The sequence below is a fragment of the Microvirga sp. 2TAF3 genome (assembly GCF_052114965.1).
Lineage (GTDB): Bacteria > Pseudomonadota > Alphaproteobacteria > Rhizobiales > Beijerinckiaceae > Microvirga.
On sequence record NZ_JBFRFT010000005.1, the window covers coordinates 186,955 to 212,820 of the forward strand.

Annotated in this window: 24 protein-coding genes; 10 read left to right on the forward strand and 14 right to left on the reverse strand. The window is 57.2% G+C overall.

What is annotated here, in order from left to right; translation table 11 throughout:
- The first annotated feature begins 59 nt into the window (after positions 1-59).
- A complete protein-coding gene (locus AB4Y97_RS07570) occupies positions 60-1,235 on the forward strand; it encodes a DUF3644 domain-containing protein (RefSeq protein WP_441998412.1) in 1,176 nt (391 codons plus the stop codon).
- A 115-nt stretch (positions 1,236-1,350) separates the two neighbouring features.
- Here the strand turns inward: AB4Y97_RS07570 and AB4Y97_RS07575 are convergent, their stop codons facing one another.
- On the reverse strand, positions 1,351-2,025 hold the full coding sequence (locus AB4Y97_RS07575; RefSeq protein ID WP_441998413.1) for a hypothetical protein: 675 nt from the start codon (positions 2,023-2,025) through the stop codon (positions 1,351-1,353).
- A gap of 129 nt (positions 2,026-2,154) precedes the next feature.
- On the opposite strand from AB4Y97_RS07575, the gene AB4Y97_RS07580 reads away from it, so the two are divergent.
- Positions 2,155-2,616: a GIY-YIG nuclease family protein gene (locus AB4Y97_RS07580; RefSeq protein WP_441998414.1), complete on the forward strand. Its 462-nt coding sequence runs from the start codon at positions 2,155-2,157 to the stop codon at positions 2,614-2,616.
- 25 nt (positions 2,617-2,641) lie between these two features.
- Here AB4Y97_RS07580 and AB4Y97_RS07585 read toward each other — a convergent pair whose 3' ends face one another.
- Positions 2,642-2,974 carry a hypothetical protein gene (locus AB4Y97_RS07585; protein WP_441998415.1) on the reverse strand — a complete coding sequence of 111 codons (333 nt, stop codon included), beginning with the start codon at positions 2,972-2,974 and terminating at the stop codon, positions 2,642-2,644.
- 633 nt (positions 2,975-3,607) lie between these two features.
- Here AB4Y97_RS07585 and AB4Y97_RS07590 point away from each other — a divergent pair.
- Complete coding sequence (locus tag AB4Y97_RS07590; protein WP_441998416.1) at positions 3,608-4,672, forward strand: tlde1 domain-containing protein; 1,065 nt, start codon at positions 3,608-3,610, stop codon at positions 4,670-4,672.
- A 411-nt stretch (positions 4,673-5,083) separates the two neighbouring features.
- Here the strand turns inward: AB4Y97_RS07590 and AB4Y97_RS07595 are convergent, their stop codons facing one another.
- From AB4Y97_RS07595 to AB4Y97_RS07605, 3 genes are all read right to left on the reverse strand, one after another.
- Complete coding sequence (locus AB4Y97_RS07595; RefSeq protein WP_441998417.1) at positions 5,084-5,569, reverse strand: tetratricopeptide repeat protein; 486 nt, start codon at positions 5,567-5,569, stop codon at positions 5,084-5,086.
- A gap of 139 nt (positions 5,570-5,708) precedes the next feature.
- Complete coding sequence (locus AB4Y97_RS07600; protein WP_441998418.1) at positions 5,709-6,035, reverse strand: hypothetical protein; 327 nt, start codon at positions 6,033-6,035, stop codon at positions 5,709-5,711.
- Between the two features lie 89 nt (positions 6,036-6,124).
- Positions 6,125-7,654, reverse strand: a complete 1,530-nt coding sequence (locus AB4Y97_RS07605) for a type II and III secretion system protein family protein (RefSeq protein WP_441998419.1) — start codon at positions 7,652-7,654, stop codon at positions 6,125-6,127.
- A gap of 420 nt (positions 7,655-8,074) precedes the next feature.
- On the opposite strand from AB4Y97_RS07605, the gene AB4Y97_RS07610 reads away from it, so the two are divergent.
- The 4 genes from AB4Y97_RS07610 to AB4Y97_RS07625 all read left to right on the forward strand — a co-directional run bounded on the left by AB4Y97_RS07610 (position 8,075) and on the right by AB4Y97_RS07625 (position 11,624).
- Entirely contained in the window at positions 8,075-8,803 is a 729-nt protein-coding gene (locus tag AB4Y97_RS07610) for a LuxR C-terminal-related transcriptional regulator (RefSeq protein ID WP_441998420.1), read from the forward strand.
- Positions 8,804-9,277: 474 nt separating this feature from the next.
- Entirely contained in the window at positions 9,278-10,645 is a 1,368-nt protein-coding gene (locus AB4Y97_RS07615) for a TadE/TadG family type IV pilus assembly protein (protein WP_441998421.1), read from the forward strand.
- 38 nt (positions 10,646-10,683) lie between these two features.
- Positions 10,684-11,262 carry a TadE/TadG family type IV pilus assembly protein gene (locus AB4Y97_RS07620; RefSeq protein WP_441998422.1) on the forward strand — a complete coding sequence of 193 codons (579 nt, stop codon included), beginning with the start codon at positions 10,684-10,686 and terminating at the stop codon, positions 11,260-11,262.
- A gap of 2 nt (positions 11,263-11,264) precedes the next feature.
- Positions 11,265-11,624, forward strand: coding sequence for a TadE/TadG family type IV pilus assembly protein (locus AB4Y97_RS07625; RefSeq protein ID WP_441998423.1), 360 nt, complete (start codon positions 11,265-11,267; stop codon positions 11,622-11,624).
- Between the two features lie 47 nt (positions 11,625-11,671).
- Here the strand turns inward: AB4Y97_RS07625 and AB4Y97_RS07630 are convergent, their stop codons facing one another.
- The 9 genes from AB4Y97_RS07630 to AB4Y97_RS07670 form a co-directional block, all read right to left on the reverse strand.
- On the reverse strand, positions 11,672-12,637 hold the full coding sequence (locus tag AB4Y97_RS07630) for a type II secretion system F family protein (RefSeq protein ID WP_441998424.1): 966 nt from the start codon (positions 12,635-12,637) through the stop codon (positions 11,672-11,674).
- 8 nt (positions 12,638-12,645) lie between these two features.
- Positions 12,646-13,641, reverse strand: coding sequence for a type II secretion system F family protein (locus AB4Y97_RS07635; protein WP_441998425.1), 996 nt, complete (start codon positions 13,639-13,641; stop codon positions 12,646-12,648).
- A gap of 26 nt (positions 13,642-13,667) precedes the next feature.
- Positions 13,668-15,170 (reverse strand): CpaF family protein, encoded by a 1,503-nt coding sequence (locus AB4Y97_RS07640; RefSeq protein WP_441998426.1) that lies wholly within the window; start codon positions 15,168-15,170, stop codon positions 13,668-13,670.
- Between the two features lie 65 nt (positions 15,171-15,235).
- On the reverse strand, positions 15,236-16,576 hold the full coding sequence (locus tag AB4Y97_RS07645) for an AAA family ATPase (RefSeq protein WP_441998427.1): 1,341 nt from the start codon (positions 16,574-16,576) through the stop codon (positions 15,236-15,238).
- Positions 16,577-16,618: 42 nt separating this feature from the next.
- Positions 16,619-17,407 (reverse strand): Flp pilus assembly protein CpaB, encoded by a 789-nt coding sequence (gene cpaB / locus AB4Y97_RS07650; protein WP_441998428.1) that lies wholly within the window; start codon positions 17,405-17,407, stop codon positions 16,619-16,621.
- Between the two features lie 65 nt (positions 17,408-17,472).
- Positions 17,473-17,985, reverse strand: a complete 513-nt coding sequence (locus tag AB4Y97_RS07655) for an A24 family peptidase (protein WP_441998429.1) — start codon at positions 17,983-17,985, stop codon at positions 17,473-17,475.
- A gap of 105 nt (positions 17,986-18,090) precedes the next feature.
- Entirely contained in the window at positions 18,091-18,282 is a 192-nt protein-coding gene (locus AB4Y97_RS07660) for a Flp family type IVb pilin (protein ID WP_441998430.1), read from the reverse strand.
- Between the two features lie 365 nt (positions 18,283-18,647).
- Positions 18,648-19,319 (reverse strand): hypothetical protein, encoded by a 672-nt coding sequence (locus AB4Y97_RS07665; protein ID WP_441998431.1) that lies wholly within the window; start codon positions 19,317-19,319, stop codon positions 18,648-18,650.
- Between the two features lie 396 nt (positions 19,320-19,715).
- A complete protein-coding gene (locus AB4Y97_RS07670) occupies positions 19,716-21,101 on the reverse strand; it encodes an aminotransferase-like domain-containing protein (RefSeq protein ID WP_441998432.1) in 1,386 nt (461 codons plus the stop codon).
- 200 nt (positions 21,102-21,301) lie between these two features.
- Here AB4Y97_RS07670 and AB4Y97_RS07675 point away from each other — a divergent pair, with 200 nt between their 5' ends.
- The 3 genes from AB4Y97_RS07675 (at position 21,302) to AB4Y97_RS07685 (ending at position 25,856) form a co-directional block, all read left to right on the forward strand.
- Positions 21,302-21,730, forward strand: a complete 429-nt coding sequence (locus tag AB4Y97_RS07675; protein WP_441998433.1) for a DUF983 domain-containing protein — start codon at positions 21,302-21,304, stop codon at positions 21,728-21,730.
- Between the two features lie 396 nt (positions 21,731-22,126).
- On the forward strand, positions 22,127-23,389 hold the full coding sequence (locus AB4Y97_RS07680) for a carboxylate-amine ligase (protein WP_441998434.1): 1,263 nt from the start codon (positions 22,127-22,129) through the stop codon (positions 23,387-23,389).
- Between the two features lie 928 nt (positions 23,390-24,317).
- Positions 24,318-25,856, forward strand: coding sequence for a sugar ABC transporter ATP-binding protein (locus AB4Y97_RS07685; RefSeq protein ID WP_441998435.1), 1,539 nt, complete (start codon positions 24,318-24,320; stop codon positions 25,854-25,856).
- Positions 25,857-25,866: the final 10 nt, after the last annotated feature.

Genomic DNA, 25,866 nt, shown 5'->3' on the forward strand with positions numbered 1-25,866 from the left:
GGGCAGCTTCAGCTGCCCCTTTTTTACCTCCCAACACCACTACAAGTTGATATTACAACATGTCGCTTGCGCAATTAAACGATTGGGAAGTTCGGTTGATCAAAGCATTCTGCGAGCACACCGATCTTAATGATCAACAGATTCTTGCTTACTTCACCCGCCCAAGCCGAACTATCAATCATCGAGTCATCGGCGGCTTACGCTTAAATAAGTATTTCCCAAAAGCAGAGGCTGCCTCAGAGGAAGAACTCGCACACTTTCGGGATAACTGGTTTCGTTACTCCGTCGCCAAAGGAGACGAAAAGCGGATTGAGGAGTTGATAAACAAATCGCGAGAAGGGATGCTCGCAGCGATTCAGACATTCAATAACCCGCAAGTTCACTTCCGCTCAGAGATATTTATTGTTCTATGCGTCATCGCATGGACCTATGCCCTACATGCTTTTTTGACGCAAGAAAGCATAGATATCGTTTACCGGGGCAAGGACAAGAAGCCAGTACTAACCCCTGGAGGCCAACCCAAGTACTGGGAGCTGTCGAAGTGCCTTTCTCATCCATTGTGTTCTCTTGACGCAGCAGAGAGGGCAAACCTCTTTTACTTGCTAGATATCCGTCACGAGATTGAGCATCGCTGCACCGGTTCAATCGACGCTAAAGTTGCGAGCCGCTTGCAAGCTGCTGCACTGAATTTCAACACGTACCTAACGACGCATTTCGGCGGGCAATATCGTATAGACACTGACTTTGGCGTCGCTATTCAGATGTCGTCGTTCTCCCATGATCAGGCAAAGCAACTCTACTCAGCAGTTGGCCTCGAAAGAAAAATTGAAGCTGTAATTGACGACTTGGATAAGCAGGTCGGCGAAGAAATACGAGCAAACACCAAGTTTGCGTTCAAGGTCATTTTTGTTGAACAAGCGTGCAATCACCCAGGTCAAGCTGACCAAGTGGTGAGCTTTGTACGCGCTGGAACCCATGAGGCAGAAGAGATCCAGCGCGTTCTGCTTCGAGAAATCGAGCGCCCAAAATACAAGCCAAGCCAAATCGTGATAGCTATGCAGAAGAAAGGCTTCAAGGAATTCAATATTCCTCAACACACGCTATTATGGCGCAAACACGATGCCAAGAACCCTAAGAAAGGTTTTGGCGTCATGCTGGCTGATAAGCAGTGGTACTACTATAAAGAGTGGCTCAAGATTGTTGAGGATGAGCTAATAGCGCAGGCACTAAACTAACGGTTTATAACATTTTGAACCGTCTCTAGCAACGGCGTGAACTTCCCTCATGGCTATGGCGTATCGTACATTACCTCTTTGCCATGATGCTTCTTCAGATCATGGCAATCGGTTTTTAATCATCAGCATTTTTGCTAGCTATAATACGATTTCTGACCTCAGCTTGATACGGTTGTCCTGCTTCGGAAAGCGTTTGCTCTAGATCTATCTCGCTGACATCAAAATCGCTGGGAATCGAAAACAGCAACTCATTGTGAATGAGAGCTTCAACAACATAATCATAGCCCACATGATCTTCATGGTATTCAATTGCACATAAATCAAAATGCTTCTTCAGCAGGGGATCGACATTCTTGTAGATGAATTCAAGCGATAAGCTTCCAAGAGAAGGATGCTCAGGCACGCAAAAATGCTGAATTGCGTTTCGCGCATTTCGAAGTTGCTCGAAAACATCTAAATTAGGAATACGGTCACCTGTGGTCACCCAGAGCAATTTGGGAAGATGTTCAAAATTGTAAGTCCTTCCCCTCTTTATCAAACTCTCAAGACTCAACTCATCATCGTTAACTCGCTCTATTTCGAATAGATCGCGAAAGATCAAAAGCGGATGCTCTTTTGCGATGATAGCCTTGATCATCAACTCCCCAGCTAAAGCTGCATTAAGAACAGACATGTTCTCCCGATATTCAAAACCCGGATCGCTAAATACAGCGTGCGTGTTCGCCTGCGCCAAAGCTGCTAAAGCCATATCCAATATTCGCTGGGGAATTTCTCTTAGAACTTTATGCATCTAGCGAATCCAAATATTCTCAGAGTTGATCAGAGCAACCCTAGTTATGACTGATGAAGCATTATCTTTTCGGAAAAGAATCAGTCTTCTTAATCGTGCCCCAGCCCATTAACCCCATGTGAAGCGACGATGGCCCACAAGAGCGACTTTAGACCCAACCTAAAGGTCTTTGGAATAAATCCGATCGATCCGGGTTGGATCTACATGATCAAGCATGGCGATCTTATCAAGATAGGTAAGAGCAAAAATCCAACAAAGAGAATATTGCAGGCAAAGACTTGGTTGCCCGCTCTTGAAGTAGTCGGAGTCAAACCCTTCTGGAACATTTCTGATGTGGAGCGACGCATCCACGAAGGGCTAACCCAATCTTGGTATGATCGTGAATGGTTCTCATTTAAAGACGACGAGTTCGGCCCTGTATTCATCGATGACTTTCAGGGTTTTTATGACGATGATCGCGACATGAACTCCGTTGATTTTATATATTGGTTTAATGGAAGTGGCATGGCTGAATTAGCAATGGAAAGGCATCAGCAGGGCCTCTCATTGCCTAAGTGGTTTAATCGAGAATCTAATAGCAAGCGAAAGTAGACACTAGTGGTTCTCTTGTGCCCCCTCACTCCCTCGGCCTCCTGAACGCCCCGTGGATCACTTGCCCCTGCCCGATCAGCTCCGGCGGCGGGTTGGTCCAGTCGACATCTTTCGGCTGGCGTCCGTGCCAGTAAATCCACCAGCGGCCTCGGGCGTCCTCATAGACGCCGTAGATCAGGTGGCCGTGCTCTCGGCGGCGGGAGAGCATGGGGACGATCTGGCTGAGGCCCCGCATCACGAGCCACGTCACGCCCAGTACCGTCACCGGCACGGCGATGAGCCAGAGGGCCTGGATGGGCTCAGACCAGGTGTGGAATTTCGAGAGCCAGTCGGCCCAGGCGCTGTACGGTTGATCCATCGCGAACTCCCCTGAATGAAGCGACCACCAGCGCCGCTGGTGGTCGGGGAGTTGAGAAGCCGCGCTAGGACGGCCGCGATGACCTTTAGGCTTTCGCCCTGGACATGCGCCATCGCCTCCCCGGCCCTAAGACAAGGGAGACATCGTTGCGGCCGATGCCGGCCGCCTAACGAGGGGTTCTCACGCCCCGGAACCGGATGCGTCCGGCTCCGGTGACGAGATAACACGTGAAGGGCGTGAAGGGTCAACAACCTTCGTTCTTTGTGACTGTCACGATAACTGTCACGGGCCTTCTGATTCCCGACGTCACGGGCGGGTTCAAGGCGCGGATGGCCGGGTCGCTCCCGGCCATGGCGGCGGAGGACGAGGGCCGCCTTCGTTGCGGCCATGGCGAGCGAAATTCTCTCGGCAACGCAGCGCCCGGTTATCCAGAATTTAACCAAGCCGTCGTTTAATCGCACGCAGTGAAATTGCCTTTTCGCGCATGGCGCGCCTCGATCGCTCGAGTGTTCGCTTCCGGCTCCAGGGATGGGTCATGCGCGGCCGAGTTGTTGCGTAGAGTTCGCCATGTTGCACCATGCCTATCCGTCACGCCGTCGCGCCCCGCGCCGAAACCGGGGGAATTTTTTTCTGATGGCTGCTCTCGTGGCGATCTCGCTGAGCCCCATCGCGTTCTTTGCCGATCTTAAGATTCCAGATGCCGTGCCATCCGTTGAATCGACAGGCAGCATCCCCGCGCGGGTGCAGGTCGCACAGGTACAGGTGCATAACGCTGCCGCGATCCCCTCAACCAAAACCTATGATCGGTCGCTGGTCGATCCCACGCCTGCATTGAAACCTCAAAGGTTCGGTTTCGCGCACGATGCTCCGCCCGCAGGCGCATTCACGCCGTTATCCGTGCAGCGTGAAGCCCGTGTCGAGCCGCCTGTGCCCTCCGTGCAGCAGGAGCACGCTCAGCCGTCCGCACCGTCACTGGCCGTGATGACGGCCCAAGCCGTTCAGCCGGTGCCTCTGCCGGCGCCGCGCCCTCCCGAATTCCGAACTCCGAGGGCGCCCGAGGCGCGGCAGATGGCAAGCGCGCCGGCTGCCACGCCCCTCAAGAGCGCGGCTCTGCCGAGCGCGCCGGCGAGCAATCAATCCTTCTTCGAGAAGTTCTTCGGCATAAAGCCCGCCTCCCCGCCCGAATCCGCCCTCAGCTATGCGTCGCTCGGCAACGGCAACGACAGCCTCGCGCCGAGTGGACGCTTCGGCCCCGCTCCTGCGTTGGAAGCGAGAACCGCAATCTATGACATCACCGCGAAGGTCGTCATCATGCCGAACGGCGAAAGGCTGGAGGCGCATTCCGGCCTCGGCGACAAGCTCGACGATCCGCGATACGTGCATGTGCGGATGCGCGGCGCGACGCCGCCGGGCACCTACACCATCACCGAGCGCGAAGCGCTCTTCCACGGCGTGCGGGCCTTACGCCTCAATCCGGTGGGCGGCAGCGCCGCTATCCATGGCCGCGACGGAATCCTGGCCCATACTTACATGCTCGGGCCGAACGGGGATTCGAACGGATGCGTATCCTTCAGAAACTATGACCGGTTCCTTCAGGCTTATCTGAGAGGCGAAGTGAAGCGCCTGGTTGTCGTGCCCGGACGCGGGCAGGATCTCCTGCCTCGCATCGTCAACAACCGGATGAGCCAGAGGGCATAGATGGATTCGGCCCGGGCACTGTAAGGTTGATCCATCGCGAACTCCCCGACCATAGCACCGCTGGTGGTCGGGGAGCTGGGAAGCCGCGCAGAGATCGCCGCAATGACCTTTGGGCTTGCGCCTGGACATGCGCCATCGCCTCCTCGGCCTAAGACAAGGGGGGACACGTTGCGGCCGATGCCGGCCGCTTCTGGTGGGGTTCTAGAGCGGTTTTCGTTTCGATGGGATCGAACTCCGCTCCCGCACGGGAGGGGATGCCGCATTTTCAGACGGAAAACCGGTTCCCACTTTTCGCTGACGCGGACCTTCGGTTCCTGAGAATGCTCTAACGCCCCGGAACTGGGTGCCGCACGGCTCCGATGTCGAGCCGGATCGCCTGTCTAGTTCACGTATCCAGAGGAAAGTCGGCGTTCAGCGGGAAAGTTTGGCGCGCTTCACAAGAGCGATGTTGTTCTGGATGATCGCATCGTCGGGGTTCGCTGAAAGCGCCTGCCGAAACAGCAGTTCAGCCTGCACTGAATCGCCCCTCAGGAGATAGGAATACCCGCGATTATTCAGCAATTGCGGCGTGTTTCCTTTGATCCCGGCTGCCTGCTCATAGGCCCTGTCGGCAAGATCGAACCGGCCGAGTTGATCATAACTTGCGGCAAGGCCCATCCACGACTCGCCATCCTGTGGCGTGCGCTCGACAGCCGCCTGAAAATATCGCTCGGCCAGCGCGTAATTCGCACGCGCAAAATGCTCCCGACCCAAGCGTTGCGGCTGGTCGGTGCTGACATATTGCTCCTCGGTGGCCGCGATCCCATCGACGCGAGCCCGCCCCGTCACATCCATCGATTGGCAGCCAGCAAGCAGGACGGTTGCCGCCAAAAGGATGAACTTGATAGAGGCTTTCATTATTTCCCCATCCTCAGAGTATTTCGACGGCTGTTGCGATCCCCATGATCATCAGCATCGCAGTGTCTATCAGAATGGTGGAGAAGTTGAAGGTACTGAATTGCAACACAAGCCCACCCTGCCATGAGAAAAGCATGTTTCAGCAGTCATTTTGCCCGCCCTGATCCTGCAGAGATGCTCCGTTGCCGTTCGGACTGCTTCCATTGCCATTGCCACCAGGAACGTTCCCGCACCGATAATTCTCAACAGCACGCTGCATCCGTTGACCATTCACCGCAAAATCCTTGTTGCGGGCATATACAGGCCATGGATCGGTGACATGAGTGACAATGTTGGTTTGCACCGCATTGCCTGCGCTAAATGCAATTGTCTCTTTCCGGTCGACATACTCAGCGCATCCGATCAGACCACACGCGGCAACAATGGAAACGAGCGCCGCTCGAGCCGTCGCAACATAAGCCATCATTGCATCACTCCTCGGTTGAGTGGAAGAACGATCACCGCATCATTCAGTTGATAGATGCGAACGTCGGAACATTTTCCTTAAAAACCCCGTTAGTACTTTGCAGTAATCGGCGCCGACGAACGGGCCGGCTTGACGCCTTTCCGCCGGACGACTGCTACCGGAGCAGTCGCAGGTTCTGTCAGAATATGTCCATACGGCCCTCCGATGATCGCGCCATTCGCCGTAATCCATTGTTGGGTCGGCGAAGCGGTGGAAGGATCGCGCGGCTTCTCGATTTCCGTCTTGCCTGCCAGAAACAGATCAAGGTCGTTCGCCGGCAATGTCGAGTCGAGCGGAGTAGCGATCAACTCGCCGGGCCTTGCCGGCTTGACGAGGTGCGGGGTCACGATGACGACAAGCTCGGTCTCGCGGGACCGGAATTCCGTGCTACGAAAGAGCGCCCCGAGAACCGGAATCGAGCCCAGCCACGGAAACTGCTCGAGATTGCGCTCGGTGACATTTTGCAGGAGGCCGGCCAATGCAAAGCTTTGGCCGTCACGAAGCTCAACAGTCGTTTTTGCTCGGCGCACGGATAGGCCTGGGATTGAAACACCGCCCGTTCTGATTGACACGGTCGGATCGATATCGCTGACTTCCGGCTCAAGTTTCAGATTGATAAGGCCGTTGGACAGGACTGTCGGGGTGAAGTTCAGTTTTACACCGAACTCCTTATACGTAATCGTGATAGTTGGGACGCCGGATTGAGTTGTCGACGCAATCGGGATCGGAATCTCACCGCCGGCACGGAACTCGGCGCTATCGCCTGACATGGCGACCAGATTCGGCTCAGCAAGGCGACGAACAAGCCCCTTCGATTCAAGGGCGTCGATGGTAACGTCGAGCATGCGCGAATTGCTGGCGAAGCGGGCCAGAATATGCGCAAATGGCAAGGATGTACCGATAAGCGAGCTCAAGCCGTCATGCCCTACATTTGCAACATCGCCTGTCTTCTTGTTTAGGTAATCCGAGCGAATTCCGAACTCGCGGCCCGCATTGCGGTTAACCTCAATAAAACGGACCTTCAACATCACCTGCTGCGGTGAGGCGACGCGGGTTGCGTTGATAACGCCACCTGGCGAATTCGCTCTCGCGATCTCCACCGCCCGGTCGACCGTCGGAGCGTCGAGGGCCGTTCCTTCAAGAATGACCTGATCACCGCTGCTCCGGACCCGAATTCCGCCGGAGCCGGCCCCTGCGGCAAGCTTCTCCGCGACGCTGCCCGTGTCCGGCCCAACCTCGACATCGACCACGCCGATGACCCGTCTCGAATTGTCAAGAACCGAAATATTGGTTGTGCCGGTCTTCTTGCCGAGGATGTAGAGGCTCTGATCGCTCAAGGGAATGACGTCTGCGATTTCCGCGGATCCGACGAGGACATCCGTGAAGGGATACTCAAGACGGAGCGCCTGGGATTTATTCGCAGACACCCGAACGCGCAGGAGCTTCGCCCGAGGTGCCACAGTTCCGGTCTGAGCGATTACAGGCGCGATGAATCCGACGCCCGACGTCACCAATGGTGCGTTTCCGAGTGCCAGAATGGCGAAGGCTGCCGCCAGCGCCAACGTTCTCGACCCAGCCATATCGCCCCCAGCGAAAACCCTTAGCTTCCGTTATGATTAAAAGTGGTTACCGAAACATTATGGGCTCGAAAAAGATCCGCTGGGGCTCCCATCAAAGCGCGAGATTCAAGAGAACGGTCAGGGCAGGAACAAATCGTCATTAAGAATATATTAACACTACCAGGATCATCTAAACTGGACATAGGCACCAAACCTACCAATGCCAATTCGATCAAGAATGGGCGATCTTGACTTTGCGAAGCTTTCCAGCAACTCTTTATTTATACGAACGTTATATCGACTCAATAAAATCAGCAATAGCGTTGTGTACAACTGCCAAATTTTTCTAACCGGCACGGGACAATATGGTTCGCAGCACCATGCAGCCAGCAGCCACGATCATTCGTCTGAGTAAAGCTGACCCGTCAGAAGGGATTCTCCATGGCAAGCACCATTCGCATCGCACTTATCGCTGATGCTGACGTATACTTTCAAATGGCCGTCAGTGCTCTTCTGACCCATGAACTCGGCTTTTCCGAGGTAATCGAAGCGCATTCCTTTGACGAGGCGACGGAATATCTTCGCGAACGCCCCGAAGTCTCCATCGTTATTTTAAATTCCTCGATCCTGGGAACGAGGGCCGCAGCCGGTCTTCGGATCGTCCGAGAGTGTTTCCCGAACACCAAGGTGGCCGCCAGATCGGGGATGATCTCAAGACGAAACATCATTTCGTTTCTGGAATCCGGCGTGCATGGTTACTTGCCCAACGACTTAAGCATCGCAGAACTGACAGCAGCGCTCCGCCTCGTCCTTAATGGAGGAGTTTACGTGCCCCCATGCTTGGCCGAAGTATCGCCCAGGCTTCCGGAAGCGGTTAGCGAACCGCCAGAATCGTGCATCGCCCCTGATATAGCCACCCGAGACCCGCTGACTCCACGCCAGAGGGATGTTCTTGAACTATTGGTCCAGGGCATGCCGAACAAGGATATAGCGTCAGCTCTCCAACTCGGCAGGGGGACGGTAAAAATCCACATAGCGGCAATTTTTCGCCACTTCGGCGTGAGCAATCGTGCCGCCGCCGCAGCAGCCTGTACACGCCTGGGCTTCGGTCGCGCGCGCTCGCACCCGCCCCGCCCCCAGATCGACGGCATCCCAATCCATGCCAAGTGAACACGGGCGCATTCGGATGCCAGGTCGCGCATGGTCGTGAAACTGCCTGATGAAAGATTTTGGCATGGGGTGAGGCACAGATCGCCCGCACTCGGGATTGCCAGAACTACTTGCGAAACGTCTTCACGCTCCGGTCATTTATAAATTTCGGCAATCGGATACTATCGGCCTGCGCCAGCAAAGGCCTCGGATCGTCACTGTTCGCCAAAGCGGCGCGTAGACCAAGTTCTTCAATTGAACATAGCACTAGGCCATTCGGCAGGATTGTCTTCGGCTGGCAATTCGATACTATAATAGTAACGATATCCAAGCCGTCAGCTTTTGAGATTTGTTTAGAAGACAACGATGTTTCTGTTTTGTATAGTTTTTGTTCTATATAAAAACTCTACATCGGCGCCATGGAGTGACTGTTGAGGTCCGGGCTGCGGTCCGAAAACAAGGTTGCAATGACGATCATGCCACAGGGGCAGCAACATGAAATCGCTCTCTTTCGTTCGGTTGAAAACTGCATATGCAGCAGTTCGGCTTTCGATAAGAGCTTTCGCGGGTGATCGAAGCGGCGGCATTGCGGTGACGACCGCCTTGGCGATGCCTGTCCTGATTGGAGTCACCGGCCTCGGAATGGAAGTCTCCTATTGGTACCTCACCCAACGCTCCATGCAGAATGCCGCCGATTCCGCTGCAATCGCCGCCGCGACAAACGGGACCGCGAACTACAAAGCCGAAGCGAGAGCAGCCGCGGCGAAATATGGCTTCGTGGACGGGCAGAATACTATCACGGTCACCGCAACGAATACGGCGCCGTGTCCATCCGGTGGCGCCAATTGCTACAGTGCGACCGTAACGGGCTATGTACCGTTGTTCCTCTCCCAAGTGATCGGCTACACGGGCAGCGGAGTCATTGGAGGGAAACCTCAAACAATGCTCAGCGCGACATCTGTCGCGCGTCTCAACTTGTTGCCGAGAGAATATTGCATATTGGCGTTGGGCACGAATGGCATCGCATTCGGATCGAACGGTGCTCCGATGGCGAATTTGACCGGTTGCAGCCTCATGTCGAACGCTGGCGCGCGCTGCAATGGCAACAATCTTGGCGCCGACTACGGTGATGCAGCGGGGACGAATAATGGCTGCGGGGTCGTCCAACGATCGAACGTGCCGCCCCTCGCAGACCCCTATGCCGGGTTGCGGACGAACATCGAGTCTCATGTTTGCTCCGGAACTCCTCCCTACCCTCAGATCCCTGGGAAATCAGGCACTCCATTGCCGCCTACAAACCGATGGAGCGGCACTCTTTCGCCGACAACGCAATACGTTCACATTTGCGGCGACCTGCAACTGACCGGCGACGTCACGCTCCATACACCTTCTGGAGGCGTCGTCCTCGTCATCTGGAACGGACGGCTTGACACTGGCTCGTATACTTTGCGCACAGATAGCGGCTCTGCCCTGACAATCGTTTTTACAGGAACCAATGCCGCTGGCTACATTCATGCTCCGACCGGAAAAGGCACCCTGGACTTCTCTGCACCGACCACCGGTCCCTGGAAAGGCATCGCGATTTACCAGGATCCGAATCTGACCTCCGGCGTCGACATCTCCGAAGCTGGCAACAGCCCGACCTGGAAGCTCTCCGGGATGGTCTATCTGCCGCACGCAAGCGTCACGATGAGCGGCGCAATTAACAAGTCGACCAACGGGGCATCCTGTTTTGGCCTGGTCGTCGACAACCTGACCATCAACGGCACGGGTGCCATTCTGGCACATAGCGCATGCGCCGAGGCAGGGCTGGATTTGCCGACAGGAACCGCCCCTACGGGCCGCGGAGCGCTGGTCCTGTAAATGAAGCATTCGATTTATTTGCATGCGGGTCTGGCGTCATGAGCTGCAATCCGGTCACGCGCAAAAGCAGTCGCAAGGGAGTCAGCTGGCGTTTCCGGTCCTTCTTGGATGACCACCGTGGTGTAGCTGGAATCGAGTTTGCTCTCGTTGCCGGTGTCCTGTGCATTCTCTTGCTGAATGGGATTGAGGTGGCTCGCTATGCCTATACCGTGATGCAAGTGCAAAACGCCGCCCAGATGGGGGCGCAGGCAGCATGGAAGGCATGTGACCCGGTCAAGGAATTGCCGGCCACCACCAGATGTGCGCGCCTAAGCACTGCTATTGCCGCAGCGATCAAGAGCACCACGCTCGGCGACAACGTCAAGCTGCAGACAGGCTCACCCTCGGAAGCCTATTATTGCCTCAACAATTCGAACGCCCTAATACCGGCGGGCGGCATCTCTCTTGCGAATAAACCATCCAATTGTAATGCGGTTGCAGGTGCCCAAGCCGGACAGCCTGGGGATTACATCAAACTTGATGTAACCTACGCATACCAACCCTTGTTTCTCGACTTTACAGTGGGACGTTTATTCAACCGGACCATTACCAAGACAACCTACATGCGATTGCTATGAGGATGGGTCAAGGCTGGGCAAAAGGATTGCGGGCCGACGATAGTGGGGCGACTGCGATAGAGTTCGCGCTGATAGCGCCTGTCTTCCTGGCGCTGATCCTCGGCATATTTCATCTTTCGATGCTCGGCTTCACTCTTGCGAACCTGAATTATGCCGTCGAGAAAGGCGCACGGTGTAGCGCTATCTCGACGAACTGCCCCGATGTCGAGACGTACTACTACGCGCCCAACCCTGCTCCTGTATTCACGGTCGATAAGACTGCGGCGTGCGGTACTTCCGTGCGTGCGACAGTGACTTACCAAGTGAACGTGCTGATCTATCAGGCATCGATCCCCCTTTCAGCATCGGCGTGCTTCCCTTAGAAGGTCGGCTGTGTTGATCAGCGGCTCTTATTCAGAAGCTGTTTCTTCTAGACCTGCATCATCTGGATCACCGCAGGCGCGATAATGATGGCAAACAGAACGGGCAGGAAGAACACGATCATCGGCACAGTGAGCTTGGGTGGCAGAGCGGCAGCTTTCTTTTCAGCTTCATTCATCCTCATATCCCGGTTCTCCTGCGCTTGAACGCGAAGGGACTGGCTGAGAGCAGTGCCATATTTCTCCGATTGGATGAGGCCGGTTACGACTCCCTTGACGCCGTCGAGACCTGTCCGTTCAGCGAGATTTTCATACGCTTTGCGACGGTCTTGCAGGTAGGACAGTTCGGCTGTCGTCAAGCCCAGTTCTTCCGCAAGCTCGACCGATTGGGAACCGATTTCCGCGGAAACCTTGCGAAGCGCGCCTTCAATTCCCATACCGCTTTCCACGCAGATGAGCAAAAGATCGAGAGCGTCCGGCCATGAACGGCGGATCGACGTCTGTCGCTTCGTGATCTTGTTCTTTACATAGAGAGGCGGAGCATAGTAACCGAGGCTGGCAGCAGCCATCACGATCGCCAGTTTCACGAATAGCGGGTAATCGAGCTGCAGAACGACAAAGACGTAAAAAGCCGCGAGAACAGCCATGCCCAGAGGGGCGAGTTGACGTATGGCAAGATAAGCCGTGATCGGGCCCTCGCCGCGATAACCTGCCATCCGCAGCATCTTGACCGTCTCGTTGCCCTCTGTTCCAGCGAGATTGAGACGATCGACGATAAGCTTGTAAAGCCGCTTTGGCTGGGTCCGGAGCAATATCTGGTTCGCTGGAGCGTTCAGACGGTTGCGCTCGCGCACTCGAATGCGCTCGCTTTCGTTAGCAACTTGAAGCATCCGCTCAGCAAGGTGATCGCGGACAAAATACGGCCAAGCGACGACTAAGATTGCGGCGATAACGGCGACAGCCGCCGACAGCGCGATGAACATGTCTATGTTGGCGGTAAGCAGGCCGATATTCATCGCGATCCTCAGAAATCAAAATTGATCATTTTACGCATCATCAGCACGCCGAAGCCCATCCACATGGCGCAGCCAGCAAGGACCACCTTGCCGATGAGGGTAGTGAACAACAATGAAATGTAATCGGGCGCGGTAAGGTACAACAGACAGGCGACCACCACCGGAAGGGACCCGATGATGCCAGCGGAGGCCTTCGCCTCGGAGCTCATCGCCCGGATTTTCCCCTCCATTTTCTTGCGTTCCCGCAGAACCCGGGAAAGGTTTCCGAGCGCCTCGGAAAGATTGCCTCCCGAGCGGCTCTGAAGGGCGATAACGATGGCAAAAAAATTGGCCTCGGCAACCGGGACACGCTCGGAGAGCCGCTGCACAGCCTGATCCATCGGCACGCCCAGTGTCTGATCCTCAAGGATCGCTTTGAACTCGCTGCGCAGCGGCTCTTTTGCGTCCGCCGCGATCGCCCGCAAGCAGTCGACGAGCGGTAAACCCGATTTGACGCCGCGCACGATCACATCCACGGCGTTCGGAAACTCACTAATGAAATCCTTGAAACGACGCGCGCGTTTTCGGCTGACATAGAGATGTGGCAGGAGGAGGCCGCCGGCCAGGCCAAAGCAGAGAGCAGGCAGCAGGCCTATGCCGAAAATGGTGAGGGCAGCAATAAAGGAAATGCCGCCCGCAATGAAACAAGCGACAAAATAAGTATTTCTGCTCCAATCCAGACCGGCTTGACGGATCCTGATTGCGAGGGATGGCTTCACTCCCCTCCTCGCCTTCTGCTGTTCTTCAAGGTCGCGCAGAGTGGTTTCGATCGAGCGCTTCCGACTTCCTTCGTCGGACACTGCGGCGCGGCCGGTTGGGCCATCCCAACCTGCGATCGCAGCGAGCCGCTTGTCCGCCTCCGAGCGCCCTCCCACGCGAGAATAGAACACAGCAACAACAACGCCGCTCACACAAAGCGCGCCGAGCAGGGCAGCGAAAAGGGGAGCAAGCTCCGGCGACAGCATTCATTCAACTCCCGAACGTGCAGGCTTCACAGAGCAACCTTCTCGGCGGCATCGAGCGCCGCAGCGAGGCGTTTTTCCTCACCATAATAGCGTGCCCGATCCCAGAAACGGGGTCGCCCAACTCCGGTCGAGCGGTGCTGTCCGATGATGTTGCCCTGTGGGTCTTCGCCTAGAATATCGTAGATGAAGAGATCCTGCGTGGTAACGACATCGCCTTCGAGTCCAAGGACCTCGGTAATATGCGTGATCCGGCGCGAACCGTCTCTCAGGCGCGCGGCCTGAATGATAACGTCGATCGAAGACACGATCATTTCGCGAATTGTCTTCGACGGCAGCGTGTAGCCACCCATCGTAATCATGGACTCCAGACGGGAAAGCGCCTCGCGTGGAGAGTTTGAGTGAAGGGTGCCCATCGACCCGTCATGGCCCGTATTCATCGCCTGGAGCAGATCGAAGGCCTCCGGGCCACGCACCTCGCCGACGATGATGCGTTCGGGGCGCATGCGCAAACAATTCTTGACAAGATCGCGCATTGTAACTTCACCCTCGCCTTCGATATTGGGAGGGCGCGTTTCCAGGCGGACGACATGCGGCTGCTGCAACTGAAGCTCCGCTGCGTCCTCGCACGTGATCACGCGCTCAGATGGTTCAATGTAGGCGGTCAGGCAGTTCAGCAATGTTGTCTTGCCCGAGCCGGTGCCCCCAGAAATGAGGACATTGCAACGGACGCGCCCCATGATCCGCAGAATTTCGGCGCCCTCCGGCGATATGGCGCCGAATTTGACGAGCTGATCGAGGGTAAGCTTATCTTTCTTGAACTTGCGGATCGTCAGGCTCGGGCCATCGATCGCCAGCGGAAAAGCAATGACGTTCACGCGCGAGCCGTCGGCGAGGCGTGCATCGCAAATTGGACTGGATTCGTCGACCCGGCGGCCGACCTGACTCACGATGCGCTGGCAGATATGGAGCAGCTGCGCGTTATCGCGAAACTTGATGTCCGTCCTCTGCACCTTTCCCCCGACCTCGATGTAAACCGTGTCGGCGCCATTGACCATGATATCGGCGATGTCGTCGCGAGCAAGCAGCGGCTCGAGGGGCCCATAGCCGAGGACGTCGTTGCAGATGTCCTGGAGGAGGTCATCCTGCTCCGAGATGGACATGGCGACCTTCTTCGCCGTCACAATATCGGCGACGATTTCCCCGATCGCGTCGCGAGCTTGAATGACATCCATTCTTGCCAATTGCGAAACGTCAATCATCTCGATCAAAGCTGCAAAAATCTGGCCTTTGAGCAGGTAATACTCGTCGGATTTCGCTGCCTGTGAACGAGATGCGGCACCGGCATCCGAGGATCTGGGCACCGTTGCTGTGGAATTCCCCACGCGTGGATGCGCGCTCGATGCGGATGGCGCAGTTGGCTTTCCTGCCGTCTCAATGTGGGACCGATCCAATAGTTCGACGCCAGATGCCCGCTCAAGCACCGAGATCGGGTCCGGCTTCTCACTCCGGAAGTTTCTTTTGCCAAACATGTCGGGAGTTCCCCTCGCTACTTGCGCGTTGGCGCAACCCGGCTTCGCCGGTTAAAGGCCGCAGTTTATGCGCTCTTTGAACCGAACTTCATTTTTTTGATCATCGAACCGAGATTGAATGGCGTCTTGCGCTGACGCCGTTGCTGCGGTGAGATGACGCCTGCTAGTTCGGCGAAGATCTTGGACGCAGGCGCATTTGCGGACACCTCGGCCACCATCCGACCCTCATTGGAAGCCTTTCCGAAGAGATGTGGATCAAAAGGAACGCAGGCAAGCAACTCAAGCTGAACAGCTTTGGCGAAGTCTGCGGGTTTGATCTCCGGTCGCTTCGGCATTCCGACTTGGTTCAAAATGAGCTTTGGCGGCGGATCATGAGGACGAGCCTGTTTCAGGAAGGATATAAGACCCTTGGCATTCCGGAGATTGGGAAGATCCGGAACGGCCGTGATGATGATATCGTCGGCGCTGACCAGCACTTTCCGGGCCCATGAATTCCACACATGCGGCAGATCGAGAATGAGAAACGGCACATTTGATTGCGCGAGCTCGATCAGCGGGTCGATGGCATTCTCAGCCAAGTCATAACACTTGTCGAGCACACCGGGCGCGCGAAGCAGACTAAGATGGTCGTCGCATTTGGTGAGCAGGCGGTCGAGCAGTACCTCGTCCAGGCGTGTCGCATCTGCAATAGCTTCCTCGACCCCCTGCCCTGCATCGAGCTTGAAATCGAGGCTCGCTGTGCCGAATGCGAGATCCAGATCCGCAATCACGACCTCAGACCTCGCTTGGCGAGCGATCGTCCAGCCCATGTTATGCGCAATGGTCGAAGATCCAACTCCGCCTTTGGCACCCATGAAAGCGTATGCCTGTCCGAGCTTTCCCGAGGCAGGCTCACTATAAATGCCCGAAATGGCGGCGATGAAAGATATTGGATCAACGGGTGCGAGGAGATAGTCGCTGACGCCACGCTTTGTCAGCTCGCGGTAGAAATAAACGTCGTTCGCATGCCCGATCGCCATCACCTTGGTGCCCGCGTCACAGACCTCGGCCAGTCTATCGAGTTGAGCGAGAAATGCGTCGGGAGTCGACCGGCTCTCGATCACGATGAGCTGGGGTGTCGGCTGTCCCTGGTAGAATGATGTCGCAGCAGCTATTCCGCCCTCATGAACGGTGACATGAGCCCGCATCATGAGACGATCGGCGGCGGCACTCCTGATCACTGCCGCAATATCGGAACTATCGCAAAAAGCTTGGATCCGGATATGAGGGATTCGTGTCGCCTCTCGACGGTGCAGGTCTTCAGGGAATGACGTCCTGAGCGCATCGAATAGCGGCGCAGCCGACCGTGTCTCATCTACGTTAGCATCGAAAGACTTGGCTCTTAATGCCGAAGCGAGATCAGTCATCTACGCTCACCCGTCCCATGCCGGCACCGTCCGCGCCGTTCGTCATTGAATGATCGTACCTTCGCTGCGGACCTTGACATCTTCACTCTTGCCCGCGCGGAAAACGCGCACGTTAACGCTGCTCTCTTGGGCCACGATCGGCTTCTCATCGAGGTCTGCGATGGAGCGCAAGGCAAGGGAAAGGGTGCCGGCAGCCTGGGCCGCTGTGATGCTTTCCGCTTCAGCGGGGCTCACTTCCAGCGTTGCCGTCTTGCCCACGGTGGCCAATTGACCCTTTGCTTCCTCGGCCTTCTGATCCACAGCCAGCACACGGACATTTCGGAGAAGCGTGCGGCTTCTGTTCTCGGGCTTTCCCCCCTCCGAACTGGAGACATTCTGAATCACGTCGACCCGGTCATTGGGCAGGATGAAACCGCCAGCTGTACTTTCCGCAGAGACGCGGATTGCGACGGCGCGCTTTCCGGGCGGCAGCATGGTGGCCAGCATGCCCGCGGGGCCGCGAGAAAGCTTTTCTTCGCGGATCGGCTCACCGGCAACGAAATGGCTGCGCACGAGCACGCCATTAAGTGAGGTCAATGCGTCCGGCTTGGCTTCACGGCTGATAAATCCGGAATCCACGGCATCTTTTGGCCAGCGCTGCCAGCGCAGATTTTTCTCATCAAGCGCCTGACCCTGAACCAGATCGCCGGCGGCGACCAGCACTTCGGCCATGGTCTGCGCAGCCGGCGCAACCGGTGCGACAGCAGCCTCACGTGACCGCGAGGAAAGAACGAGCCAACCGGCCATACCGCCGGCGCCAATCGCGATCAAAAGAACTATAACACGAAGCATGGTCGAGACCCCCCATCGCTGATCAGGGAAGGAAATTCATGGCGGCGTTACTTCGCGCGGTCACATCAGGTCAGAGCTTTCATCCAATGCGTCCCCGGGAAGATGAAAAGCGCCGCACTTGCAATTGCGACCCCGTAAGGGACGCCGGTCTCCGGAGCATGCAACCGCATGATCCAGGGCACGTTGAGGCATTGTGCAGGCAATACCATTAAGCGAAACTGAAGAAGTGCGATCGTCAGGATCCCGCCGAACAGCGCCGTGTAGAGAACGTAGGCGAGAGCATGATCCGCCCCGAGCCACAATGCGATCACGGCCGCGAGCTTGGCGTCACCGCCACCGACCCAGCCGAACCCGAACAAAATGAACATGCCGACCAGAATGCCGGCGGCAATCGCGACGCTCCATCCGATGTCCACCCAGCCAAGCCCGGAGAGCGGAGCCAGAGCAACGTAACTCGCAAGAAGAAAAAGAACGAGTTCGTTCCGAATCTTCATCGTCACGAGGTCAAAAGCACCCGCCCATAATAACAACGGGATGAAACACAAGCTTGCAGCTATTGCAATAATTGGAGCGGTCATTCACAAGCTTTGTAACAAGCTTCACTGCCGTGATCGGCTTGGAGGCAACGAAGCGGATAGAGCTTCAGCATCTTCCGCCTCGTCGTCTGGAGTTAAACCCAATTATTACTGAGCAGGCGGAGTAGCCGGAGCATTCGGGAGCGCATTACCAATCTGCTCGAAAACCGACTTGAGCTTGGGTCCCGCGATATTCAATCCTGTTATAATTACGATTGATACGAGACCGGCGATGAGACCGTATTCGATGGCGGTTGCGCCGGATTCGTCCTTCACGAAACGCGTTACGAGGGACTTCATGATGCCTGATCCTTGACCTGGATAGAATTTCGCGGCATTACGCCGCAGATCCACAAGTCCTATGCCCTGGATCCATAGAAACCAGCGCCCCAGCTCTTGTGTTACCTTATCCTTTAGACATTTCGATACGTGAGTCGATTCGGCTTATTAGCCTAGGCTTTCCTTCACGTTACCCTCCCCCAAATGGCCTAGTCCACCCTGAAAGGCCTAGGCCCGCCGAAAGGGACATCTGCGATGCGGCAGAGATTCCAATGCAAGTTGCGACGGGAAAACGGCTGGGCCACGGAACGGAAACCGCATGCGCAATGGCGCCGGATATGCAGAAGCCCACGGAGCATTTAGGCAATAGATAAAAGCACGAGGCCCTAATCGTCGACATGGAAGCAGAGGCCTTCGAACCCATAGATACTCCCGAGGTTGCTATCGAGGCCCTGCAATCTGAATTGCATCGCCGCCCCGGATCGGAACGCGCGGGTCTCAGGTCCCTTGAATAGAACGATTTCAAGGCGATCAGGAGTTTTGCGAAGGATATTCAGGATTCCTCTCATCACTGAATCGTTGAAGGTGGTGCTTTCCCGGAACTCGAAACTGCCGTCGTCAAAAAAATGCACAGGCGGGTAAATCGGGAATAATGGATCCTTCTTGCCATGAAACCATCCACGAACGATGGCACGCCCGTGAGACGAGGCGTTTATGCTTGGGCTTCGAGGGACACCGCCGATCTGAAACCGCACCCGACGGACACCTCGCTCACAGGTCAGGATGAGCAATCCCTGCCGACCTTGCCGGTTACCTTGCTCAGGCACGACGACGTTCGTCCGAAGAAGAACAAAATCGCTGGACAGGCGCTCTATCTCCCATCCAGTTCGACCAACCTCAAAATCCTGCGCGCAGGCCTGACCTGCTGCGAGGAATCCGAGCAGAACCCATACATTCTTCATAATTTGGCCGATGGTGAGAGTATCGCAAAAGGGTAAGCTGGGATTAGATTTTTTCAAGCTTTTCCAACTCCCGTCGACCAGAACCGCGGCGGACAATTATGCATCCGATAGCCATGTCTTCGCACGACTGATTGACGAGCCCGCTCAAACCTCACACCGAGGTTAAGTCGTAAATTTGAAGTGAAGACGAGAAGGGGATGGAAAGCTTTATAAAACGTTCATGCAGCGAGCAGGTCGATTTGTTCAGCAGGCGATAGCTGCCTCTTGCGGACATATGTCGCCCGCCATTTCCTCATCATATGGACCATCTCGATGTCGTCGAGAATGGTGCGAGCGCCGTCCGCGCCTGGAAAACAGTTGGAAGCCAAGCATGGGCCGGATACGCTGATGTTCCTGGTCAATGCGCTTATTCAAGCAGTTGCTCTGCCGGATCCGCCTATGCGATCACAGAGGCCCCGGGCGAGAACATCGGACTTCTCGTAACCTTTACAATCAGACGATCGAGGTTAGGGCGCTGGGTCCGTGCGACAGGACTGTCGCCAGCAAGTCCAGGCCCCGTTCCAGGACTGTCCGGTTCGGAGCAGCCCCGAGAGAGACACGGATCGCATCGGGGGCAGGCCCCACCGCGAAGGCGTCACTCGACACCAGGGCGAGGCCCGACTGCCGCGCATAGAGGTTGAGATCGGCCCGGCGCCACCGCTCCGGCAGCGTCAGCCAGAGATGATGCCCTTCCGGATGTGCCTGGAATTCCAGTCCTTGCAGGATCCGGCGTGCGATCGCCTGTCGGGCGGCGCTTTCCTCCCGGATGGCTGTCGTGATGGCATCCAGGGTCCCGTCGAGAATCCACTTGGATGCCAAGGCTGCCATGAGTGGCGAGGCCATGAGGGTCATGGCCCGGATTTCCGCGGCAAGGCTCAAGGTATCCGCGAGTCCCGGCGTGACGACAAAGGCCGTCCGCAGGGCAGGTGTCGCGCATTTCGACAGCGTGGCGATGTGCCAGGTGATATCCGGCGCCAGGGCCGCGATCGGCGCAGGAACCTGCCGCGGCAATGCTCCGTAGGCGTCATCCTCGATGATCGCGAGCCTGTGGCGTCGGGCAATCTCGGCGATCGCCTCACGCCGCTTGAGCGACATGGTCGCCGTCGTGGGGTTATGGATCGTTGGAACGCAATAAACAGCTTTCGATTTCTCGCGCCGGCATACCTCCTCAAGCGCGGCGGGATCGAGCCCTTCGGCATCCATGGCCACCGGAACCAGGCGTATCTCGAGCTGCTCGGCAATCGCCCGCAGGCCAGGATAGGTGAGGAACGGAACGCACATGGCATCGCCTGGACGAAGCAGGGTTCTAACGATTCCGTAGAGAGCCGTCTGGGCTCCCCCGACCACCATGACGCGGTCGACCGGGGCCGCTCCCAACCGCCGCTCCAGCCAGCCCGCGGCCGCAGCACGATCCGGTCCGGCCCCCGCGCTCTCATGATAGTGCAGGTGCAGCAGGCCATGCGGCGAATTCAGAACTCCCGCGATGCCGTCTTGGATCCGCTCCCGCAGCTTTGCTTGCGGTGGCTGTGGAGGCATGTTCATGCTCAGGTCGATGATCGGGGACGTGGCAGGCGCGGCGCCGTCCCGCCCCGGTGCCTTTCCACCAACGAAACTCCCCCGCCCCGTATTGGCTTCGATCAGCCCCATCCGACGCGCCTCGTTGAAGGCCCGCGTGACGGTGGTCAGGTCGACCCCGAGTTCCTTCGCGAGCAAACGCTGCGGCGGAAGGCGATGGCCCGGCTTCAGCCGGCCCGCCTGGATGTCGGACAGCAGGGCCTCGGCGATGGCCAGATATTTGGGCCCACTTCCGCTCTCGATCTGCGGCATCCAGGACAGCACGGTTTCTTGACCCTCTTGTCTTTCGAATGTATGGCTCACACTTGACATACACGCCATTCGAAGCGGTTAAGATCAAGCCGTCATGTGACAGCTCAAGCTCTATCATATTCAAAGAATGGCTACTACATGATGTATGGATAATCAATCCATACACAAAGCCGACACCCTGGCAATCCAAGGAAGCAACTAGAGGATCCGACATGAGCACAAAACTGGCTGCGAAAGACTCTGTCCTCAAGTTCGGCCTCAAATGCCGCTGCCCCGAATGCGGCAAGGGCCGTCTGTTCAACGGCTTCCTGACGCTCGCGGCCCGGTGCGAGGCGTGCGGCCTCGATTTTTCCTTCGCCGACCCGGCCGACGGGCCCGCCTTCTTCGTCATGATGACGATGGCCGTCCCGGCAACGGCGTTCGGCGTATGGATCGAGCTAGCCTACGAGCCCTCGCTTTGGGTGCACTTTGCGACAACGCTGCCGTTCCTTCTGCTGAGCTGCGTTCCGCCGATCCGCCCTTTCAAGGGCGTGCTGGTCGCGAGCCAATACGTTCACAAGGCGGAGGAGGCCCGCTTCGAGATCCCGCAACAGGGTCGGCCCAAGAATGCGCCAGGACCCGCCGGAATCGCCGCGAACTGAGGCTGCGACCATCGTCGACACCACTCGTTTATCCGAAGGCTGCGCCCGCAACACCGCCCTCACCTGCCCGGCCGCAGCCGCTGGCATGCCCGACCTCGCATATGCCTCTATCGCGACGGATTTGCCGCGCCCCCCTTCCAGGATCCATCTCGATCCGTCGGCCTCCTGAACTGTATCTGCGAGCAAATCTTCGACCTTCTGCGTATCCCGTCATGCACGCTCCGGTTCGATCGCGCGGGCGACAGATGGATCGTTTACAGGATCGAGACTACGCTCGCTGCCCCCGACCCGATAGGAGACGGCTTTTACGGCGTCGCCCTCGAGGAGTCTGACGGGAAATGCTACCTCATCGAAATCAACGACAATCCGAACGTCGAGGCGGGAACGATGAAACCGATGGACGCATTCACGGGCTTCGGCGTCGAGATCGAATATTGCATCGTCGGGATCGATGACCTGGACTGCCGTCCGATCGCCGACCGAATACTGGCAAGTGCCGCCGGGCCGGGGGCGGACACAGTCGAGCGCGGCCTCCTCGGGTGGTCGAACGAGTTTGTCCTCCATATGCTGGAAGTTAAGAACCTCCTTCCAGCCGCCCGTTTGGAACATCTCGCGGAATCGTTTCGGAACGAGGTCGCCGCCATCAACGATGCCCTTCTCGGACACGGGGCCCGCCTGATCCCGACGGCCATGCATCCGTGGATGAATCCCCTCACCGAGACCCATCCCTGGCCGATCGACCCGCACAACATCTACCGAACCTACCGGCGCATTTTCGACACGAGGACGCATGGCTGGGCGAACCTCCAGAGCATGCACCTGAATCTCCCTTTCGCCGACGATGCGCAATTCGCCCGGCTGCACGAAAGCATTCGTCTCGTCCTGCCGATCATTCCCGCCCTGGCCGCGAGCTCTCCCATCGCCGACGAGCGCGCGACGGGCTGCAGAGATTTCCGCATGCAGGCCTATCGATGCAACTCGGACGCCTATCCGCTCGTCACGGGTCGCGTCATTCCCGATACCGTCACGAGCCGGGAGGCATATGAGGGAACCGTCCTCGAGCCGATGTACGCTGCGATGACCCGGGCCGATCCTCGCGGCGCCCTGCGGCACGAATGGCTCAACGCACGGGGCGCCATCGCCCGCTTCGACCGCAATGCGATCGAAATCCGGGTCATCGATACGCAGGAATGTCCGGAAGCCGACCTGGCGGTCGCGGCGGCGGTGGCCGCGACGGTGCATTTCCTGTATCGCGAGGCGGTCGGCCCGAAAAACCTTCTACATTCCATCGCGACCGAAAATCTGGTTCGCATACTCGAAACCTGCATCAGGGATGCCGAGGACGCGGTGATCGACGACGCGACCTACCTGGGCCTGTTTCGCTTTCCCGGGCTTCGATGCCGGGCGCGCGACCTTTGGCGACATATCGTGGGCCTCCTGGCCGACAGCGAGATCATCGACGCGTCCCGATGGGCGCTGCAATGGGAGGTCATGCTGGAACACGGAAGCTTGGCGCGCCGCATCGAGCGCGCGATCGGGTCGAACCGCTCACGCGAGCGATTGGTCTCCGTGTATCGCGACCTTTGCGACTGCCTCGGTAGCGGGACCATGTTCATTCCCGGTACTGACACTCATGCGTGTTCGGACACGCGGCGCTAAAGTCTCGACAGCCTGCGTCCGTCTTGATGCCAGCCTGAATGACGGCCAACGGGCCCGGGCCGGAGGGACACTTTAATAGCGCCATGGGGGCTTCGCTCCCCAACTGTCCGGCCAGCCATCCTACGACCGCACCGATGCGATGAAACAGGCCATGCCCAACGCCGGTCGGAATTCGCTCACGGTTTGAACGGACAGCCAAGCCGCCACGAAGATCTCGATAGATCTTGGCCCGTCTGGAACAGGACGCCTAGAGCATCGTGTGGCCCCGATTTTGCGGCCACACGATGCTCTCATCCAAGGAGAAAGCATCGATGATCCTAAAAGTGGAAGCCACTTTTAGGTCCGAGACTTTAGTCGATCAACGCGAACCGCCACCGAGAACCTTTGCGAGAACCTTTGCGAGAACCTTTGCGAGAACCTTTGACGAAACCATAAAATATTACGAGGTAAAACGAAATTTCCAACACAAACATTTCGAATTAATAAGACTATACTATGACATCAGGAACTATATTTTCAGAACGCAAGGTAACCTGCAATTAAACGAAAACTATGACCACCTTTCCACAAGATCAAGGAGACCTCGAAAGCCGCAACAATGTTATTTATTTTCATAATAATTTTGACGACATCGCCTAATTATAGTAAATTTTAGAACAAAATCGAGCGTTGAAATCACTTTTATAGTGAAGCTTACAACGATTATCAGAAGTAATTTCTGTGGAATTATTTAAAATTTTAAGAATAAAGACCTGGGATGATTTAAGAACCGAGAGGTACGCAGCTGATATGTTCGATGCAACCCTTGGCTCGGCAATTCATTCGCATCGTCTTGATTTCAGTCTGACGCGAGAGTTCGGTCTTCGCCGAAGCCGGACTGGAGTTCCTGGGGGATCGACGTTCCTGACCCAAGCAAGGGAGGAGGACGATGCCGGAGAAGCCACACGAGCGCGTTCCGACGCTGGAGATGCGAAACGTCTCTAAGACGTTCCCCGGTGTGAAGGCGCTGAACGGCGTCCAGCTTAAAGCTTGGGGCGGCGAGGTGCTCGCCCTGATGGGCGAGAACGGCGCCGGCAAATCGACGCTCATGAAGATCCTTTCCGGGGCCTACCAGCCCGATCCCGGAGCCGAAATCCTGATCGATGGCAAACGCGTCGACATCAAGGACCCCATTGCCGCCCGCAAGCATGGCATTGCCATCATTTATCAGGAGCTTGCTCTCGCTCCCAATCTGACAGTGGCGGAAAATATCTATCTCGGCTCCGAGATTCACCATCGCGGCCTGATCGACCGCAAGGCCATGTACGAGCAATGCCGCCCGGTCCTGCAGCGCCTCGGCGCGCCCTTCAGCTCAGAAACGCCGGTCGGCACCCTGTCGATCGCCGAGCAGCAGCTCGTGGAGATCGCCCGGGCGCTGCACGAAAAATCCAAGATCCTGGTGCTGGACGAGCCGACCACCGCCCTGTCCTCGCGCGAGACAGAGCGTCTGTTCACGCTCGTGCGCCAACTGCGCGCCGACGGCATCGCCATCATCTACATCAGCCATCGCATGGGCGAGGTCTATGAGCTCTCCGACCGCGTCTCCGTGCTCCGGGACAGTTCCTATGTCGGCACGCTTGACCGCGACGAGATTACCGCCGAGGCGCTGGTGAAGATGATGGTCGGTCGCGATCTGTCGACTTTTTACAAGAAGCAGCACGATCCGCATGCCAGCCGGGGGCCCGTCATCCTCGAGGTTAGGGGCCTGACCGACGGCGGCAAGCGGGTGAAGCCGTGCAGCTTCCAGCTTCATCAGGGAGAAGTGCTGGGGATCGCCGGCCTCGTCGGCTCGGGCCGTACCGAACTCGCGCGGCTGATCTTCGGCGCGGATCCCAAGGCCGGCGGCGAGATCCTGCTGGACGGCCGGCCGGTCACGATCAACGAGCCCCTGCAGGCGCTCGACCTCGGCATCGCCTATCTGACCGAGGACAGGAAGGCGCTGGGCCTGTTCCTCGACATGTCCTGCGGCGACAACATCAATATGGGCGTCATTCACCGCGATTCCCGCCCGGGCGGCATTCTCGATCTGGGCTCGGGGCGGCGCCGTGCGGAAGCCGCCTTCAAGACATTGCGGGTGCGAGCGGCAAGCCCCGTCGTCATGGTCGGCAGCCTGTCGGGCGGCAATCAGCAAAAGGTGCTGCTCTCGCGCTGGCTTGAGATCGGCCCCAAGCTGCTGATCCTCGACGAGCCGACGCGCGGAGTCGATATCGGCGCGAAGTCAGAGATCTACCGCATTATCGACGAACTCGCCGCCAGAGGCATCGGAATCATCGTCATTTCGAGCGAACTGCCCGAGATCATCGGCATCTGCGACCGGGTGCTCGTCATGCGCGAGGGACAGCTCCAGGGCGAGGTCGGTGGCCCATCGGGAAGAGCGATCACCCAGGAAAACATCATGGCCTACGCCGCCGGCGCCGCCGCGGCCTGAGCGGACTGGC

Coding starts and splice junctions, on each gene's coding strand:
- AB4Y97_RS07680 (WP_441998434.1), top strand. CDS start 22,127: ATGGACGCATTCACGGGCTTCGGCGTCGAGATCGAATATTGCATCGTC.
- AB4Y97_RS07570 (WP_441998412.1), top strand. CDS start 60: ATGTCGCTTGCGCAATTAAACGATTGGGAAGTTCGGTTGATCAAAGCA.
- AB4Y97_RS07605 (WP_441998419.1), bottom strand. CDS start 7,654: ATGGCTGGGTCGAGAACGTTGGCGCTGGCGGCAGCCTTCGCCATTCTG.
- AB4Y97_RS07585 (WP_441998415.1), bottom strand. CDS start 2,974: ATGGATCAACCGTACAGCGCCTGGGCCGACTGGCTCTCGAAATTCCAC.
- AB4Y97_RS07625 (WP_441998423.1), top strand. CDS start 11,265: ATGGGTCAAGGCTGGGCAAAAGGATTGCGGGCCGACGATAGTGGGGCG.
- AB4Y97_RS07635 (WP_441998425.1), bottom strand. CDS start 13,641: ATGCTGTCGCCGGAGCTTGCTCCCCTTTTCGCTGCCCTGCTCGGCGCG.
- AB4Y97_RS07600 (WP_441998418.1), bottom strand. CDS start 6,035: ATGATGGCTTATGTTGCGACGGCTCGAGCGGCGCTCGTTTCCATTGTT.
- AB4Y97_RS07685 (WP_441998435.1), top strand. CDS start 24,318: ATGCCGGAGAAGCCACACGAGCGCGTTCCGACGCTGGAGATGCGAAAC.
- cpaB (WP_441998428.1), bottom strand. CDS start 17,407: ATGCTTCGTGTTATAGTTCTTTTGATCGCGATTGGCGCCGGCGGTATG.
- AB4Y97_RS07630 (WP_441998424.1), bottom strand. CDS start 12,637: ATGAATATCGGCCTGCTTACCGCCAACATAGACATGTTCATCGCGCTG.
- AB4Y97_RS07655 (WP_441998429.1), bottom strand. CDS start 17,985: ATGACCGCTCCAATTATTGCAATAGCTGCAAGCTTGTGTTTCATCCCG.
- AB4Y97_RS07660 (WP_441998430.1), bottom strand. CDS start 18,282: ATGAAGTCCCTCGTAACGCGTTTCGTGAAGGACGAATCCGGCGCAACC.
- AB4Y97_RS07620 (WP_441998422.1), top strand. CDS start 10,684: ATGAGCTGCAATCCGGTCACGCGCAAAAGCAGTCGCAAGGGAGTCAGC.
- AB4Y97_RS07595 (WP_441998417.1), bottom strand. CDS start 5,569: ATGAAAGCCTCTATCAAGTTCATCCTTTTGGCGGCAACCGTCCTGCTT.
- AB4Y97_RS07615 (WP_441998421.1), top strand. CDS start 9,278: ATGAAATCGCTCTCTTTCGTTCGGTTGAAAACTGCATATGCAGCAGTT.
- AB4Y97_RS07575 (WP_441998413.1), bottom strand. CDS start 2,025: ATGCATAAAGTTCTAAGAGAAATTCCCCAGCGAATATTGGATATGGCT.
- AB4Y97_RS07675 (WP_441998433.1), top strand. CDS start 21,302: ATGAGCACAAAACTGGCTGCGAAAGACTCTGTCCTCAAGTTCGGCCTC.
- AB4Y97_RS07645 (WP_441998427.1), bottom strand. CDS start 16,576: ATGACTGATCTCGCTTCGGCATTAAGAGCCAAGTCTTTCGATGCTAAC.
- AB4Y97_RS07640 (WP_441998426.1), bottom strand. CDS start 15,170: ATGTTTGGCAAAAGAAACTTCCGGAGTGAGAAGCCGGACCCGATCTCG.
- AB4Y97_RS07590 (WP_441998416.1), top strand. CDS start 3,608: ATGGCTGCTCTCGTGGCGATCTCGCTGAGCCCCATCGCGTTCTTTGCC.
- AB4Y97_RS07610 (WP_441998420.1), top strand. CDS start 8,075: ATGGCAAGCACCATTCGCATCGCACTTATCGCTGATGCTGACGTATAC.
- AB4Y97_RS07580 (WP_441998414.1), top strand. CDS start 2,155: ATGGCCCACAAGAGCGACTTTAGACCCAACCTAAAGGTCTTTGGAATA.